The organism is Halomonas sp. LS-001, assembly GCF_052983955.1.
Window position 1 is genome coordinate 527,766 of record NZ_CM129816.1, and the last position, 17,467, is coordinate 545,232.

General features: G+C 53.4%; 11 protein-coding genes and 3 rRNA genes. 7 read left to right on the plus strand and 7 right to left on the minus strand.

Annotated elements, in window-relative coordinates; genetic code table 11:
- Nucleotides 1–20 precede the first annotated feature (20 nt).
- The gene (locus ACU6TU_RS02325) at nucleotides 21–1,058 is read left to right on the plus strand and encodes a type IV pilus twitching motility protein PilT (protein WP_447142987.1); all 1,038 of its coding nucleotides are present in this window, start codon (nucleotides 21–23) and stop codon (nucleotides 1,056–1,058) included.
- A 92-nt stretch (nucleotides 1,059–1,150) separates the two neighbouring features.
- Nucleotides 1,151–2,308: a PilT/PilU family type 4a pilus ATPase gene (locus ACU6TU_RS02330; protein WP_447142988.1), complete on the plus strand. Its 1,158-nt coding sequence runs from the start codon at nucleotides 1,151–1,153 to the stop codon at nucleotides 2,306–2,308.
- A gap of 22 nt (nucleotides 2,309–2,330) precedes the next feature.
- Here the strand turns inward: ACU6TU_RS02330 and ACU6TU_RS02335 are convergent, their stop codons facing one another.
- Complete coding sequence (locus tag ACU6TU_RS02335; RefSeq protein WP_447142989.1) at nucleotides 2,331–3,506, minus strand: anhydro-N-acetylmuramic acid kinase; 1,176 nt, start codon at nucleotides 3,504–3,506, stop codon at nucleotides 2,331–2,333.
- Nucleotides 3,507–3,687: 181 nt separating this feature from the next.
- On the opposite strand from ACU6TU_RS02335, the gene tyrS reads away from it, so the two are divergent.
- The 5 genes from tyrS to ACU6TU_RS02360 all read left to right on the plus strand — a co-directional run bounded on the left by tyrS (nucleotide 3,688) and on the right by ACU6TU_RS02360 (nucleotide 11,850).
- Nucleotides 3,688–4,887, plus strand: coding sequence for a tyrosine--tRNA ligase (gene tyrS / locus ACU6TU_RS02340; RefSeq protein WP_447142990.1), 1,200 nt, complete (start codon nucleotides 3,688–3,690; stop codon nucleotides 4,885–4,887).
- 459 nt (nucleotides 4,888–5,346) lie between these two features.
- Nucleotides 5,347–6,879 (plus strand): 16S ribosomal RNA (locus ACU6TU_RS02345).
- 360 nt (nucleotides 6,880–7,239) lie between these two features.
- Nucleotides 7,240–10,130: ribosomal RNA gene (locus ACU6TU_RS02350) — 23S ribosomal RNA — on the plus strand.
- Nucleotides 10,131–10,295: 165 nt separating this feature from the next.
- Nucleotides 10,296–10,411: ribosomal RNA gene (gene rrf / locus ACU6TU_RS02355) — 5S ribosomal RNA — on the plus strand.
- The 16S, 23S and 5S rRNA genes sit together here, the layout of an rRNA operon.
- A gap of 104 nt (nucleotides 10,412–10,515) precedes the next feature.
- Nucleotides 10,516–11,850, plus strand: a complete 1,335-nt coding sequence (locus ACU6TU_RS02360; protein WP_447142991.1) for a deoxyguanosinetriphosphate triphosphohydrolase — start codon at nucleotides 10,516–10,518, stop codon at nucleotides 11,848–11,850.
- Nucleotides 11,851–11,859: 9 nt separating this feature from the next.
- Here the strand turns inward: ACU6TU_RS02360 and ACU6TU_RS02365 are convergent, their stop codons facing one another.
- From ACU6TU_RS02365 to ACU6TU_RS02390, 6 genes are all read right to left on the minus strand, one after another.
- The gene (locus ACU6TU_RS02365; RefSeq protein ID WP_447142992.1) at nucleotides 11,860–12,771 is read right to left on the minus strand and encodes a nuclease-related domain-containing protein; all 912 of its coding nucleotides are present in this window, start codon (nucleotides 12,769–12,771) and stop codon (nucleotides 11,860–11,862) included.
- 40 nt (nucleotides 12,772–12,811) lie between these two features.
- Complete coding sequence (locus ACU6TU_RS02370; protein WP_447142993.1) at nucleotides 12,812–13,186, minus strand: translation initiation factor Sui1; 375 nt, start codon at nucleotides 13,184–13,186, stop codon at nucleotides 12,812–12,814.
- Nucleotides 13,187–13,188: 2 nt separating this feature from the next.
- The gene (locus tag ACU6TU_RS02375; RefSeq protein WP_447142994.1) at nucleotides 13,189–13,890 is read right to left on the minus strand and encodes an HAD-IA family hydrolase; all 702 of its coding nucleotides are present in this window, start codon (nucleotides 13,888–13,890) and stop codon (nucleotides 13,189–13,191) included.
- A 173-nt stretch (nucleotides 13,891–14,063) separates the two neighbouring features.
- Entirely contained in the window at nucleotides 14,064–15,128 is a 1,065-nt protein-coding gene (fba, locus tag ACU6TU_RS02380; protein WP_447142995.1) for a class II fructose-bisphosphate aldolase, read from the minus strand.
- A gap of 71 nt (nucleotides 15,129–15,199) precedes the next feature.
- Nucleotides 15,200–16,369, minus strand: coding sequence for a phosphoglycerate kinase (locus ACU6TU_RS02385; RefSeq protein WP_447142996.1), 1,170 nt, complete (start codon nucleotides 16,367–16,369; stop codon nucleotides 15,200–15,202).
- 50 nt (nucleotides 16,370–16,419) lie between these two features.
- Nucleotides 16,420–17,460, minus strand: a complete 1,041-nt coding sequence (locus tag ACU6TU_RS02390; protein WP_447142997.1) for a type I glyceraldehyde-3-phosphate dehydrogenase — start codon at nucleotides 17,458–17,460, stop codon at nucleotides 16,420–16,422.
- Nucleotides 17,461–17,467: the final 7 nt, after the last annotated feature.

A 17,467-nucleotide genomic window follows, 5' to 3' on the forward strand; every position in this document is an offset into this window, starting at 1 on the left:
ACCGCAGCTGGGAAAGAATGATGGATATTACCGAACTGCTGGCATTCTCAGCAAAGCAGAATGCCTCAGACCTGCATCTATCGGCAGGCCTTCCGCCCATGATACGCGTTGATGGCGATATTCGCCGACTCAATGTGCCCGCCATGGACAATAAGGAAGTGCGCGCCTTGATTTACGATATTATGGGCGATCGACAGCGGCGTGACTATGAAGAGCACCTAGAAGTCGATTTTTCCTTCGAGGTGCCGGGTGTGGCGCGATTCAGGGTCAACGCTTTTAATCATTCTCGCGGCGCTGGAGCGGTGTTTCGCACCATTCCCAGCGAAGTTCTGTCGATGGAGGCTTTGGGGCTAGGTGAAGTGTTCGAACGTCTTGCCATGCTGCCGCGCGGCCTGGTGCTGGTCACCGGACCCACAGGCTCAGGTAAAAGCACGACGCTGGCGGCGATGGTCGACTATGTAAACAATCACCGTTACGAGCACATTTTAACCATTGAAGATCCGGTAGAGTTCGTGCACACCAGCAAACGCTGCTTGATCAATCAGCGCGAAGTCCACCGCGACACCCACAGCTTTGCCGATGCCTTGCGCAGCGCCTTGAGGGAAGACCCGGACGTTATTCTGGTGGGGGAGTTACGTGATCTTGAAACCATTCGCCTGGCGCTGACCGCAGCAGAAACCGGGCATCTGGTATTCGGGACTCTGCATACGACCTCGGCGGCGAAAACCATTGACCGTATTGTGGATGTCTTTCCTGGCGAAGAAAAATCCATGGTACGTTCGATGCTTTCGGAGTCGTTACAGGCCGTGGTGTCGCAAACCTTGCTTAAACGCCAGGGTGGCGGGCGCGTGGCGGCTCATGAAATCCTGATTGCCACCTCAGCAGTGCGTAACCTTATTCGTGAAGATAAAGTCGCGCAAATTTATTCTGCCATGCAAACCAGCGGTGGGCTGGGCATGCAGACGCTTGATGCGTCGCTGAAACAGCTGGCACAAGCAGGGTTGATCAGCCAGGACGATGCTCAGGCGCGTGCCAAGGGCGAACTTTCCTTTAAATAGTCTTCAAGCAATAGTCCTTAAACAATAGTCTTTAAGCAATAGTCTTAAAGCACGGGCACTGACAACCGTCATGAGCCAGAAAGGAGGGGTTGATGAGTGATAGCGTGACGCCTACCGAGTGGTTGCACCAGCTATTGGCCATCATGGTCGAGCAGCAAGCCTCTGACCTGCTGATTTCTGTGGGGGCACCTCCAAGTCTGAAAACGCCGGATGGACTAACGCCGCTTGGTAAGCAAGGGTTGACCGGGCACCAGGTGACTGAGCTGGTTACCCATACGGTGCCTGAAGGATTACGAGCCCGCTTTAAGGAGGAGCACGAAGCAAACTTTGCGCTGAGCCTTCAGGGCAAAGGGCGTTTCAGGGTGAGCGCCTTTCAGCAGCGCAACCAGCTGGCGATGGTTGTGCGACGTATCAGCCATGATATTCCGTCGCTTGAGCAATTGGCGATGCCTGCCATGCTGGCCGCGCTGGCCCAGGAAAAGCGCGGTTTGGTATTGGTGGTCGGTGGCACCGGAACGGGGAAGTCCACCACCCTGGCTTCCATGATTCAGCAGCGCAACGAAACCACCGGTGGCCACATTATCAGTGTTGAGGACCCTATCGAGTATCTTCACCCTCACAAACGGGCGATCATCAATCAGCGCGAGGTGGGGATTGATACGGAATCTTTTGAAGTTGCCTTGAAAAACACGCTGCGCCAGGCACCTGACGTGATTCTGATCGGCGAGATTCGCACCCGTGAAACCATGGAGCACGCGCTAACATTTGCTGAAACGGGGCATTTGTGCCTGGCGACGCTGCATGCTAATAACGCGAATCAGGCATTGGATCGCATTATTCACTTCTTTCCTCATGAACGTCACGAACAGATCTGGATGGATTTGTCGTTGAACCTGCGAGCCGTCGTGGCACAGCAGTTGCTTCCAAACACTGTGGGAGGGCGATCACCCGCGGTGGAAATCATGCTGCGCTCGCCACGTATAGCGGACCTGATCAGCAAAGGTGAGGTAGGGGCGCTGAAGGAGACGATGGCAAAATCCCGTGACGATGGCATGCAGACGTTTGATCAGGCGCTTTTTGACCTGTTCAATAGTGGCGCCATTAGTGCCGATGTCGCCCTGGCGCATGCAGATTCTGCCAATGACCTGCGCATGATGATGAAGTTTGGCGGTGCCAACCGTCAGGCAGACGCTGGGCTGGACAGCAAAGTGCCCAGCGGGTTGGCGTTGCGTGATGGAGATGATTACTGAGTCAAAGCGCTTAAAGGGTGTTTCAGGGTGCGTAGATGCCGCCTAATATGCGAGTTCCTGAGGCGCCCGTCACACTTGGCAGGTTGCCGGGTAAGTTATGCAGACGGCGATAGGCCAGCCAGGCAAAGGCACCAGCCTCAATCCAGTCGGCTGGCCAGCCCCAGTCATCCGGTGTGGTTAGCGTTGCTTCAGGCAGGTGGTTATTAATGCGTTGACATAAATCGGCATTATAGGCACCCCCGCCAGCCACAATCAGGTGAAATGCCTGGTGCTGAGTCAGCTGCTGAATGCCTTCTGCAACGCTACGGGCCGTTAGTTCTGCCAGCGTTGCCTGAATGTTCTGAGCCTCTTCATGGCCACTCAGATAACGTTCCAGCCATGGCAAATGAAACAGCTCACGTCCAGTGCTGCGCGGAGGTGGCTGGTGAAAAAATGGCTCGCTCAATAAGCGCTCAAGCAGCGCGTGATCCACCTTGCCGTCAGCTGCCCAGTCACCATCACGGTCAAACAGCGCCTGTTCATGATGGCGTTGGTACCAGGCATCTAAAAGCACATTGGCCGGGCCAGTATCGAAGCCCTGTGGTGTGTCACCCCCCGCGGGTAGCCAAGTGATATTGGCAAACCCACCCAGGTTAAGTACCACGCGTGACTGATGTTCGTCCCGGAAAAGTGCCTGATGAAACGCCGGGGCAAGCGGCGCTGCCTGGCCTCCTGCGGCCAGGTCACGGCGACGAAAATCGGCAACAACCGTGCAGCCGGTTAACTCCGCCAGAAGGCTGGGGTTGTCGAGCTGCAATGTATACGCTGGACCGCCAGTGTGGCCTCCAGGGGCATGCTCAATGGTTTGGCCATGACTGCCAATCGCGCTGATGTCTTCTGCGCGAGTATCTGTACGCGTTAATAACGCCATCACCGCCTCGGCCTGTAGCGTGCTAAACGCCTGCTCAGCTGCTGCCAGCTGAGAAAACAACGCGTGATCGCTATGGCAAAGCGTTAGCAGCTGTTCACGTAATGCAATAGGAATCTCGATGGCCTGAGTTGCCACTAAACGGGGGCGAGTCTCGGGCACTATTTCGATCATGGCTGCGTCAATGCCATCCAGGCTAGTGCCCGACATTAATCCGATATAGCGCTGCGCCGTGTAACCAGAAACGCTTTCAGGCGAATGCGGTGAAGCGTGTTGTAAAGAATCTTGCATGGGCCATTCCTGTGGTTCCGTCGATCATGTTTCCAAGCCGATTGCGACATTATCACAGGTGAATTGCTGTGATCCGCCTTCAAAGGCTCAACCCCGTAGAATGATCATGATAACATCGCGCCATATTTACCATTCTAATGCCCACGATAGGGCGGTTTGAGTCTAACGGAGAGATGAGGCGATGAGCGAGGTGGATCAGGCGCTGGCATTACTGTCGCGTGGCACGCATGAAATTCTGGTGGAAGATGAACTGAAACAGAAACTGGCTTCTGGCCGCAAGCTGCGTATAAAAGCAGGGTTTGATCCCACCGCGCCTGATTTGCATCTTGGGCATAGTGTGCTGTTGACCAAGATGCGTCAGTTCCAGGATCTCGGTCATACCGTTATTTTCCTGATTGGTGATTTTACAGGACGAATTGGCGACCCCACGGGTAAAAACGTAACGCGTAAGCCGCTCACTGAAGCTGATGTAAAAGCCAACGCCGAGACCTATAAAGAGCAGGTATTTAAAATCCTCGACCCGGAAAAAACCGAGGTGCGCTTTAATGCTGAATGGTTCGGAGAGCTAAGCGCGGCCAAGATGATTGAGCTGGCAGCACAAAGCACGGTTGCCCGCATGCTTGAGCGTGATGATTTTGAGAAGCGTTACAAAGCCAATCAATCGATTGCCATTCACGAGTTCCTTTACCCGTTAGTGCAAGGCTACGACTCGGTGGCGCTCGAAGCAGATATCGAACTGGGTGGGACGGATCAGAAGTTCAATCTGTTGATGGGGCGCGAAATTCAAAAGCACTTCGGCCAGGAGCCGCAGGTCGTCATTACCATGCCGCTACTGGAAGGTCTGGACGGCGTGCAAAAGATGTCCAAATCGTTGGGCAACTATGTCGGCGTTGATGAAGCGCCCGGAGCGATGTTCAATAAACTCGTCTCCATGCCGGACAGTTTGATATGGCGCTATTTTGAACTGCTGTCCCTTAAGTCCAACGAAGAGATTGATGCGCTCAAGCAAAACGTTGAGCAGGGGGCAAACCCGCGTGACGTAAAAATGGAGTTGGCTCGCGAGTTGATTGCCCGCTATCACGGTGATGAAGCCGCTGCCAATGCCCACAAGTCAGCGGGTAACCAGTTGGCTGATGGTGAGCTACCTGAAGACCTTCCTGAAGTAGAAGTGGATTTCGAAGGTAACGAACAGGCACCGATAGCCGCCGTGCTTAATCGTTCCGGCCTGACCAAGAACAGTGCTCAAGCCAAAGACATGTTGAAAAACGGCAGTGTAAAAGTAGACGGTGATGTCGTTGCTCAGGATACGATGCTGGCAACGAATCAGGCCTACGTTATTCAGGCTGGGAAAAAACGTTACGCCCGTGTGACGCTTATTTGAACTTTTTTTACAAAACCTCTTGCATCCTCTGCGGCGAAACCGTAAAGTACGCATCCGCTGCAGGGGACGCACAGCGTTGTCCGCGGTGTTAAAAAGAAAGTTGAAGGTAAAAACCTTCGGTTTGTCAAGAAGTTGGCGAATAGTCATTGCGTTTTCTTCTCCCGCTGAAATCGAAATCAGTCATTGACAAACACACAGGAATGCGTAGAATATGTCTTCCTCGCTGAGGCAAGTCATTCAGGTCATCGAATGGCACGGTTTAATAACCACCTCGCGGATGCTCTTTAAAAATTTGATCAGGTAATTCATGTGGGCGCTTGCCGATGAGGGTGATAAATCACCAAATATCAAGGCAAGCGGTCATGACAATGTAAATTGAAATGAATTCGTTTGAACCTTGAGCCAAGTTTGATTCGCTTTTGTTGCTTTAGAGTGACAAGTAAGAATCACAATGATTTTAAACTGAAGAGTTTGATCATGGCTCAGATTGAACGCTGGCGGCAGGCCTAACACATGCAAGTCGAGCGGTAACAGATCTAGCTTGCTAGATGCTGACGAGCGGCGGACGGGTGAGTAATGCATAGGAATCTACCCGGTAGTGGGGGATAACCTGGGGAAACTCAGGCTAATACCGCATACGTCCTACGGGAGAAAGGGGGCTTTGGCTCCCGCTATCGGATGAGCCTATGCCGGATTAGCTGGTTGGTGAGGTAATGGCTCACCAAGGCGACGATCCGTAGCTGGTCTGAGAGGATGATCAGCCACATCGGGACTGAGACACGGCCCGAACTCCTACGGGAGGCAGCAGTGGGGAATATTGGACAATGGGGGCAACCCTGATCCAGCCATGCCGCGTGTGTGAAGAAGGCCCTCGGGTTGTAAAGCACTTTCAGCGAGGAAGAACGCCTGTCGGTTAATACCCGGCAGGAAAGACATCACTCGCAGAAGAAGCACCGGCTAACTCCGTGCCAGCAGCCGCGGTAATACGGAGGGTGCAAGCGTTAATCGGAATTACTGGGCGTAAAGCGCGCGTAGGTGGCTTGATAAGCCGGTTGTGAAAGCCCCGGGCTCAACCTGGGAACGGCATCCGGAACTGTCAAGCTAGAGTGCAGGAGAGGAAGGTAGAATTCCCGGTGTAGCGGTGAAATGCGTAGAGATCGGGAGGAATACCAGTGGCGAAGGCGGCCTTCTGGACTGACACTGACACTGAGGTGCGAAAGCGTGGGTAGCAAACAGGATTAGATACCCTGGTAGTCCACGCCGTAAACGATGTCGACCAGCCGTTGGGTGCCTAGCGCACTTTGTGGCGAAGTTAACGCGATAAGTCGACCGCCTGGGGAGTACGGCCGCAAGGTTAAAACTCAAATGAATTGACGGGGGCCCGCACAAGCGGTGGAGCATGTGGTTTAATTCGATGCAACGCGAAGAACCTTACCTACTCTTGACATCTACAGAAGCCGGAAGAGATTCTGGTGTGCCTTCGGGAACTGTAAGACAGGTGCTGCATGGCTGTCGTCAGCTCGTGTTGTGAAATGTTGGGTTAAGTCCCGTAACGAGCGCAACCCTTGTCCTTATTTGCCAGCACGTAAAGGTGGGAACTCTAAGGAGACTGCCGGTGACAAACCGGAGGAAGGTGGGGACGACGTCAAGTCATCATGGCCCTTACGAGTAGGGCTACACACGTGCTACAATGGCCGGTACAAAGGGTTGCCAACTCGCGAGAGTGAGCGAATCCCTTAAAGCCGGTCTCAGTCCGGATCGGAGTCTGCAACTCGACTCCGTGAAGTCGGAATCGCTAGTAATCGTGAATCAGAATGTCACGGTGAATACGTTCCCGGGCCTTGTACACACCGCCCGTCACACCATGGGAGTGGACTGCACCAGAAGTGGTTAGCCTAACGCAAGAGGGCGATCACCACGGTGTGGTTCATGACTGGGGTGAAGTCGTAACAAGGTAGCCGTAGGGGAACCTGCGGCTGGATCACCTCCTTAAACGATGCATTATCCTCGCGGTAAGCGCTCACAATGAATTACCTGATCAGATAGCTGTTGATACGCAGTGATAAGCGATTTCTTCATATTGAAAAAAGAGAAAAGACCTTTTTTAAAGACTTTTCTTTTTCTTTTTAACGTGAAAAAGCATTCGTTTATCACTGCTTATGGCAGTCGCTCTTTAACAATATATCAAGCTGATAAGGTTCTTTTAAGAACGCGATCCATCACCGTCTTTATGACGCTGTTGTGGATCACGAACGTGAAAGAACCATGTACGTAATAAATTGTTATGTGATACGTCTCAAGCGTATCCGGCAATCGTTGTCATTGCGAACCCCAGACTCCTTCGGGTTATAGGGTCAAGCAATGAAGCGCACACGGTGGATGCCTAGGCAGCCAGAGGCGATGAAAGACGTGGAAGCCTGCGATAAGGCTCGGCGAGGTGGCAAACAACCTGTGACCCGGGCATTTCTGAATGGGGAAACCCACTCATCACAAGATGAGTATCCTGCACTGAATCCATAGGTGACAGGAGGCGAACCAGGGGAACTGAAACATCTAAGTACCCTGAGGAAAAGAAATCAACCGAGATTCCCCTAGTAGCGGCGAGCGAACGGGGACCAGCCCTTAAGCATGTGACTGATTAGGCGAATGCGCTGGGAAGCGCGGCCATAGCGGGTGATAGCCCCGTAGTCGAAAATCTGATCATGTGAAATCGAGTAGGTCGGGGCACGAGAAACCTTGACTGAAGACGGGGGGACCATCCTCCAAGGCTAAATACTCCTGGCTGACCGATAGTGAACCAGTACCGTGAGGGAAAGGCGAAAAGAACCCCGGAGAGGGGAGTGAAATAGACCCTGAAACCGTGTGCGTACAAGCAGTCGGAGCGGACTTGTTCCGTGACGGCGTACCTTTTGTATAATGGGTCAGCGACTTATATTCTGTGGCGAGGTTAACCGTATAGGGGAGCCGTAGCGAAAGCGAGTCTTAACTGGGCGCACCAGTCGCAGGGTATAGACCCGAAACCGAGCGATCTATCCATGAGCAGGGTGAAGATTGAGTAACATCAATTGGAGGCCCGAACCAGGATCTGTTGAAAAAGATTTGGATGACTTGTGGATCGGAGTGAAAGGCTAATCAAGCTCGGAGATAGCTGGTTCTCCTCGAAAGCTATTTAGGTAGCGCCTCATGTAGCACCACCGGGGGTAGAGCACTGTTTCGGCTAGGGGGTCATCCCGACTTACCAACCCGAGGCAAACTCCGAATACCGGTGAGTGACGCGTGGGAGACACACAGCGGGTGCTAACGTCCGTTGTGAAAAGGGAAACAACCCAGACCGTCAGCTAAGGTCCCGAAATCCTGATTAAGTGGGAAACGATGTGGGAAGGCTCAGACAGCTAGGAGGTTGGCTTAGAAGCAGCCATCCTTTAAAGAAAGCGTAATAGCTCACTAGTCGAGTCGGCCTGCGCGGAAGATGTAACGGGGCTAAATCAGGTACCGAAGCTACGGGTTCATCCTCTGGATGAGCGGTAGAGGAGCGTCGTGTAAGCCAATGAAGGTGGATTGAGAAGTCTGCTGGAGGTATCACGAGTGCGAATGCTGACATGAGTAACGATAAAGGGCGTGAAAAACGCCCTCGCCGGAAGACCAAGGGTTTCTGTTCGACGCTAATCGGAGCAGAGTGAGTCGGCCCCTAAGGCGAGGCCGAAAGGCGTAGTCGATGGGAAACGGGTCAATATTCCCGTACCGGACATGATTGCGATGGGGGGACGGAGAAGGCTAGGTGAGCCAGGCGTTGGTTGTCCTGGTGAAAGTGAGTAGGCTTGTGTCCCAGGTAAATCCGGGAGACTTCAAGGCCGAGACACGAAACGAACTGACCACGGTCAGGAAGTCATTGATGCCACGCTTCCAGGAAAAGCCTCTAAGCTTCAGATCATGTGCGACCGTACCCCAAACCGACACAGGTGGTCAGGGAGAGAATCCCAAGGCGCTTGAGAGAACTCGGGTGAAGGAACTAGGCAAAATGGTGCCGTAACTTCGGGAGAAGGCACGCCGGCGTAGGGTGAAGAGACTTGCTCTCCTAGCCCGAACCGGTCGAAGATACCAGGTGGCTGCAACTGTTTAGTAAAAACACAGCACTCTGCTAACGCGCAAGCGGACGTATAGGGTGTGACGCCTGCCCGGTGCCGGAAGGTTAAGTGATGGTGTTATCTTCGGAGAAGCTCTTGATCGAAGCCCCGGTAAACGGCGGCCGTAACTATAACGGTCCTAAGGTAGCGAAATTCCTTGTCGGGTAAGTTCCGACCTGCACGAATGGCGTAATGATGGCCACGCTGTCTCCACCCGAGACTCAGTGAAATTGAAATCGCCGTGAAGATGCGGTGTACCCGCGGCTAGACGGAAAGACCCCGTGAACCTTTACTATAGCTTCACACTGGACGCTGATGTTGCCTGTGTAGGATAGCTGGGAGGCTTGGAAACCCGGACGCCAGTTCGGGCGGAGCCAACCTTGAAATACCAGCCTGGCATCATTGGCGTTCTCACTCAGGTCCGTTATCCGGATCGAGGACAGTGTGTGGTGGGTAGTTTGACTGGGGCGGTCTCCTCCCAAAGAGTAACGGAGGAGCACGAAGGTACCCTCAGCACGGTCGGACATCGTGCAATGAGTGCAAGAGCATAAGGGTGCTTGACTGCGAGACAGACACGTCGAGCAGGTGCGAAAGCAGGTTCTAGTGATCCGGTGGTTCTGTATGGAAGGGCCATCGCTCAACGGATAAAAGGTACTCCGGGGATAACAGGCTGATACCGCCCAAGAGTTCACATCGACGGCGGTGTTTGGCACCTCGATGTCGGCTCATCACATCCTGGGGCTGAAGTCGGTCCCAAGGGTATGGCTGTTCGCCATTTAAAGTGGTACGCGAGCTGGGTTTAGAACGTCGTGAGACAGTTCGGTCCCTATCTGCCGTGGGCGTTGGATGTTTGAGAAGGGCTGCTCCTAGTACGAGAGGACCGGAGTGGACGCACCTCTGGTGTTCCGGTTGTCACGCCAGTGGCATTGCCGGGTAGCTAAGTGCGGACGGGATAACCGCTGAAAGCATCTAAGCGGGAAGCCCCCTTCAAGATGAGACATCCCTGAGGCCTAGAGCCTCCTGAAGGGCCCAGCGAGACCAGCTGGTTGATAGGCACGGTGTGGAAGCGCTGCAAGGCGTTGAGCTAACGTGTACTAATGGCCCGTGAGGCTTGACCCTATAACACCCAAGGGGTCTGGTCGCAGTGATAACGATGCTCGAAAGAGCAAAGCCGGATACGCAAGAGACGATCACAGTGCATAAGTAAAAGCGCGGACAATTTAAGAACACGTACAGCGCAGGTCATCAATAGCCTGCGCATCAGCTTGATATAGACCAGTTACGCCTGACGACCATAGCGAGCGGGAACCACCTGATCCCTTGCCGAACTCAGCAGTGAAACCGCTTAGCGCCGATGGTAGTGTGGGGTCTCCCCATGCGAGAGTAGGTCATCGTCAGGCACTTATACCGCAAAAAACCCAGCCATCCGGCTGGGTTTTTTGTTTTGGGGTAGACGAAAATCGCCAGCTTTTTGTGTCAAAATGCAGACCCTAGGAGGAGTGACATGACATCAATGCGCTGGGAAAAGCTGCTTTCCCCACAACGACTGCATGATAAGCGTCTTGGCAATGGCCGCGAAATCGGGCGTAGTCCTTTTCACAAGGACCACGACCGGATTGTTTTTTCAGGATCATTTCGCCGTTTAGGGCGTAAGACTCAGGTACACCCTTTAACCGAGAACGATCATATTCATACCCGTTTGACGCATTCGCTGGAAGTTGGCTGTGTCGGCCGCTCTCTGGGGATGAGTGTTGGGGAACTTTTGAATGATCGCCTGCCTGCCTGGATCTCACCCGCTGACCTGGGGGTCATTATTCAAACGGCTTGCCTGGGGCATGACATTGGTAATCCACCGTTTGGCCATGCTGGCGAATACGCTATACGCGACTGGTTTCAGCGGGCCCAGAACAGTGGATTGCTTGATGGCTTAACTGCTGCAGAGCGTGATGACTTACTGACCTATGAAGGCAATGCCCAAGGTTTTCGGGTGATAACGCAAATCGAATATAACCAGTTTCAAGGTGGAATGCGGATGACCGCTGCGACGCTGGGAACCTTGCTGAAATACCCCTGGAGCGTGGCGCATCGAACTCAGGACGGGAAATTTGGCGCCTATCAATCCGAGTTAACCATATTGCGAGAAGTCGCTGAATCGCTAGGGTTGCTGTCGCAAGGCGAAGATCGCTGGTGTCGGCACCCACTGGCGTGGCTGGTCGAAGCGGCTGATGATATTTGCTATGCCCTGCTGGACCTTGAAGACGGCCTTGAAATGGGGATTCTGCATTACAACGAAGTAAGCGATATCCTGCAGCATATTGCCGGTGAAATACCTGCTGAGTATCTGGAAATGCAGGCAAGAGGCGTCTCTCAGCGTCGTCGCATTGCATTGCTGCGCGGTGCTGCCATGGAACGAGCGGTTAATGACGTCGGTGCCGTGTTTGTGCAGCATGAGCAAGCGTTGCTTGCCGGCCAGCTGGAAAATGATCTGCTGGAACTGTGCCATCCGGATCTGGGTTGGGGGGTGCGTGCCGCCAAGCAATTAGCGCGTGAGAGGATCTTTCAGAACGAGCGTAAAGCCAAGCTTGAAATTGGCGCCTACACAACGCTGGGAATTCTGCTTGAAGCCTTTATTGGAGCTGCCCATGAGTTACATCACACTGGGCATCTGTCTTTCAAACATCAACGTGTGCTGGCCTTGATTGGTGAAAACACTCCGCAGCGGGATTGGCCATTGTATGCGAGCTATCGCCGTATGCTGGATTTTATCGGCGGCATGACAGACCACTTTGCCGTTGACCTGGCCCAGGAAATGGGTGGCAAGCTGAAAGGTCAGGGGTAACGCCGCGTGCTAGACGGAAGGCTGGCGAAGGTGCTTGTACTCCATCAGTTTCGCACGCTCAAGTAGTAGATAGATAACCTGATCGTGAACGGCTTCGCTGAAATTGCCCTCTGTTAATTCTGTCAGTTGTTGAGCCAGTTGTTCGCCGCTGACCACGAGAATATCGTCGGCGGCTTCCGAGGTATCAACGTCCCACCCAGGCAGGACCAGAATGCCACGTACTGGCACACTGACGCCACAGCCTTGCTCCAGCCATTGTGTTAGCCACTGCGCTGCCTGACGTGTTTTGTACAGGGGGCGCCGTTCCTGCCAGTGAGGGAAACGTAAACGTTCAGGCTCAACAAATACCTGAGCCAGTTCACCACCATCGCTACCAATGGCTTTGGTGCGTGCACGGGTTTCAACCACAAAAATACCATGTGGTGTGATTACAACATGGTCGATTGTAAAGTTATCCGTTGGCACATCATGAAAAATATAATAAGGATGTGCGTCGGGCCGGATCAGATTTTCCAGCTCCTGCCCAACGGCAAGCTCACATGCAAGTCCTAGCTTCAGACGACGGATGCGCTGGTAGTCACGTACCAGTAACAGAGAAAAAACCAGCACTAATAGCGTACTGAACAGGCCGTATAATGCCCACTCTATCCAGTCCTGGCGATCGACAAAAAGCATTCTGCCCATGCCGTAAACCAGCGGCGATAAGCTAATAAGTGGCCCTAGAGTGCCATGAAGGAAGAGGCTCGAAAACGCCTGATTAAGACGGTCACGCAACGCCTGGCCGGGAGTACGCAGCGGGTGGGTGTTAAAAGGAGAATTCACACGAGCGTCATAAAGGCTGCGCAACGCCAGTACAATGCCACCCATGGCGGCCATCGGGAAAAGAAAAATAAGCGGTAGCAGGTATTCCAGCCAAACCATAACGAGTGCCTTGATAAGCCGGTAGTTAAGTCAGGTGGGTTTAACCGCCGGCAAGTTTTGCTTGGTAACCATGCTCAATAAGCGCTTGTTTAAGCGTTTCACGATGATCACCCTGAATTTCAATCACGCCATTTTTTACTGCCCCGCCGGTGCCACAGCGTTTTTTCAGCTGTTTGGCGAGTGCCTTGAGATCATTGTCAGGCAGCGGAATGCCGGTCAGGGTGGTAACGCCCTTACCTTTGCGACCGCTCGTTTCGCGGCGAATACGCACAATGCCATCGAGTGACGCAATACGTGCCTGTTCGGCGATGTCGTCGCAACGGCATTGATCCAGTGCTTCACGGCAATCGGGGCAGGTGTTGCCTTGCTCCGTAGAATAGACAAGCCCGCCTAGCTGATCACGCAATGATGCCATGCCTAGGCTCCTTTATAACATTTGAATGTAGCGGGGTGGTGCCAACGCTCACGGGTCAATTGACGGATGGTATCTGGCAGTTGATGCATACTGTTGATCATTATCGCATCAGACGGCGTTGTTTCAGCCTCGGGAAAGCGATTGAGATGAATCACCGTCATCCCGGCATCAAGTGCTGCCTTGACGCCAACCAGAGCATCATCAATCGCAATGCAGTCATGGGCGGGAAACCCCATGCTGTGAGCTGCATACAGATGTAAACCCGGTTCGGGCTTCCAGCAGTTAGCGGTATACCCACTAAATAAATGATCGTTAAAGTAGGCATCCAGTTCTGTCGTGTGCAGGGCATTACGAATCTTTTTTTCCGGCCCGTTGGAAACCACGGCACGGGGATAGTCGCCCAGCTGCTGTAATGCCTCGCGGGCACCTGCAATGGTAGTCAGCTCGTTGGCAAGACGCAGTGCCAGGTTGCTACGCATGGCGCTTTCCATGATTTCCAGCTGATCTGGAGCGACTACGCCATGGCGCTGCTGAAGCTCAGCAACAATACGTCTAAAACGGGCGCCACGAAACTCACCCATATAGTCTGAGACTGCAAAAGGCAAACCTACTGCATTTAGGCCGATAGCCATCTCTTCTGCCAGAAGAGGTTCGCTGTCGACAAGAGTGCCATCGCAATCAAATAGCAGAAGAGGCAAAAACATTGTCCATCCTTGCACTGTTCAAAGCGCGGCTACCTGATACAGAAACCAAAATCCTACGATATCCATTATTCTACGATGTTATCGAACACTGTTCTATCAATTTTCATCAGGTTCGTCGCAGGAATAAAAAAGGCAGCCCCGCAGGCTGCCTTGGCTAACAATACCCCGTGCCTTTATTTTACTTTAGGAGACAGTTCGCCACTTTCATAGCGCTTGAACATATCTTCGAGGCTGATAGGTTTGATTTTGCTGGCATTACCGGCTGTGCCGAACGCTTCGTAGCGATCAATACACAGGTCGCGCATGGCACTAACGGTTTCTTTCAGGAATTTGCGTGGGTCAAACTCTGACGGGTTTTCGGCCAGGAAACGACGCACAGCACCGGTAGAGGCCAAGCGCAGATCGGTGTCAATATTGACCTTGCGTACACCATGCTTGATACCCTGGATGATTTCTTCCACGGGTACACCATAGGTTTCCGGGATCTCACCGCCGTAGCGATTGATAACTTCCAGCCATTCCTGAGGCACAGAAGAGGAACCGTGCATGACCAGGTGAGTATCAGGAATGCGCGCGTGGATTTCCTTGATACGCTGGATCGATAAGGTGTCGCCTGTGGGCGGGCGGGTGAATTTGTAAGCGCCGTGGCTGGTACCGATAGCAATGGCTAATGCATCCACGTGAGTGGCTTTAACAAATTCAGCAGCTTCTTCTGGGTCAGTCAGCAACTGTTCCATATCCAGCTTGCCTTCTGCCCCGATGCCATCTTCTTCACCGGCCATGCCAGTTTCCAGGCTGCCCAGACAACCCAGTTCACCTTCGACGGAAACGCCGCAGGCATGGGCCATTTCGACCGTGCGACGCGTAACATCAACGTTGTAGGCATAGTCCATAGGCGTCTTGCCATCTTCACCCAGCGAGCCATCCATCATGACGGATGAAAAGCCAAGTTGAATCGAGCGCTGACAAACGGCGGGGCTGGTGCCGTGATCCTGATGCATGGCCACGGGAATATGTGGAAACTCTTCCACAGCGGCTAGAATCAGGTGACGCAGAAACGGAGCGCCCGCATATTTTCGCGCGCCAGCAGATGCCTGGACGATAACAGGAGAGTCGGTCTTGTCAGCCGCTTCCATGATTGCGCGCATCTGTTCCAGGTTGTTGACGTTGTAAGCCGGAATGCCATAACCGAATTCAGCGGCATGATCCAGCATCTGACGCATGCTAACGAGAGCCATAAAGTCACCTTGTGAAAATAGAAAAAACGTATCGTTGTTGTGAATGTGTCTGTATTAATGAAACTGACCGGTTATGCGCCAGATGCAGCGGCTTCCAGGGCGGCCACAGCGGGCAGAACCTTGCCTTCAACGTATTCCAGGAAAGCACCGCCACCTGTTGAGATGTAAGACACGCGTTCAGCAATCGCATATTTGTCGATAGCCGCTAACGTATCACCGCCTCCCGCAATCGAAAATGCCTGGCTATCCGCGATGGCTTCAGCGATGACCTGAGTGCCCTTGCCAAACTGATCGATCTCGAACACGCCAACCGGGCCATTCCATAAAATGGTGCCTGCCTCTTTCAGCAAGCCTGCTAGCTGTGCGGCAGACTCAGGGCCAATATCCAGAATCATTTCATTGTCTGCCACCTGGTCAACCGGTTTGACAACCGCCTCGGCGGATTCCGAAAACTCTGTTGCCACCACGACATCAGTCGGCAGCGGAATCGCGACTTTTTCCATCAGGGCTTTGGCCTGACCGATCAGATCGGCTTCATGCAGTGATTTGCCTACATTATAGCCTGCTGCAGCAATAAAGGTGTTGGCAATGCCACCCCCAACAATAAGCTGATCGCACTTCTCTGAAAGGGAATTGAGGACATCCAGCTTGGTGGATACTTTTGACCCGCCGACAATGGCGGTCATCGGGCGCCTGGGATGAGCAAGGGCTTTTTCCAGCGCTTCAAGCTCGTTGGCTAATAGCGGCCCGGCACATGCTGTCGGTGCAAAGCGCGCAACACCATGCGTGGAAGCCTGGGCACGGTGAGCTGTGCCAAACGCGTCCATGACGAAAATATCGCAGAGCGCGGCATACTGTTTTGCCAGCGCTTCGTCATCCTTTTTCTCGCCCTTGTTGAAGCGGACATTCTCGAGCAAGGCGATATCGCCATCGTTGAGCTCGGGCCCGCCTTCCAGATAATGCTTGACCAAAGTGACAGGGCGGCCAAGCAGCTGTTGAAGGCGCTCTGCCACGGGGGCCAATGAAAACTCTTCCGCTGGCTCGCCTTCGGTCGGGCGGCCCAGGTGGCTCATCAGCAACACTTTGGCGCCTGCATCGGCGGCAGCCTGGATCGTCGGCAGAGCCGCGCGCAGGCGGGCGTCGCTGGAAACGCTCGCGTTCTTGATAGGTACGTTCAGGTCTTCACGAATCAGGACACGTTGCCCTTTGAGTGGCAAGTCAGTCATTTTCTGCACGTTCATGTGAAGCTGTCCTCGTGTTGATACCGTTTATTAATAAAATTGGGTTAGCGTCATTTTGCAGACTGCGTCAGCGTTGCCAGCCGTTCGCTGATATCCAGCATGCGGTTGGCAAACCCCCATTCATTATCAAACCAGCAGAGTAGTTTGATCAGCCGAGTGCCCGCCACCCGAGTCTGTGTGGCATCCAGAATGCCGGAGTGAGGGTCATGGTTAAAATCCACTGAGGCCATCGGGGTTTCGGTGTAACCCAATACGCCGTGCAAGTGGGTCTGGCTGGCGACTTGTAACAGGTTATTGACTTCCTGCACGCAGGTGTCACGGGAAACCGTAATGGCAATATCCATGGCAGAAACATTAATGGTCGGCACACGCAGGTGTAAACACTCAAAACGCCCGGTTAGCTTAGGCATCAAACGGCTGATGCCTAATGCCAGCCCCGTATCGACTGGCACAATCGAGTGCATGCCCGAGCGGGTCAGGCGCAGGTCTGTCTGGTGATAGGCGTCGATCACCGGTTGATCATTCATGGCTGAATGCACCGTGGTCGTGACGCCGTGCTCCACGCCTAACGCCTCATCCATGACGGTTAGCAACGGCAGTAGGCAATTGGTGGTGCAGGAGGCCGCTGAAAGAATGCGCTGATGGGACGTCAGCATGTCCTGATTGATGCCCCATACAATAGTGGCATCCATGGTGTTTTCGGCGGGTTGAGAAAACAGTAGCCGTTTAGCGCCTGCTGCCAGGTGTTTTTCTGCGGTGGCACGATCTTTGAAGCTGCCCGAACATTCAAGCACCAGGTCAATATCGAGTGCATCCCAGGGAAGGTTTGCCGGGTCAGGTTCATTCAGAACGCGAATGGACTGATGATTGATAATCAGATGATCCGCCTTGCTTTCTACCTGGGTAGGGAAGCGCCCATGGGTCGTGTCGAAACGGGTCAGATAAGCAATGGTATCCAGATCAGAGAGCTCATTGATGGCCACAACCTGGATACCCGGTGACTGGCGCTCCACCAATGCACGCAGAACACATTGGCCAATGCGGCCATAGCCGTTAATGGCAATGCGGTAAGTCGGAGCCGTCGCGGCCATATGTCTC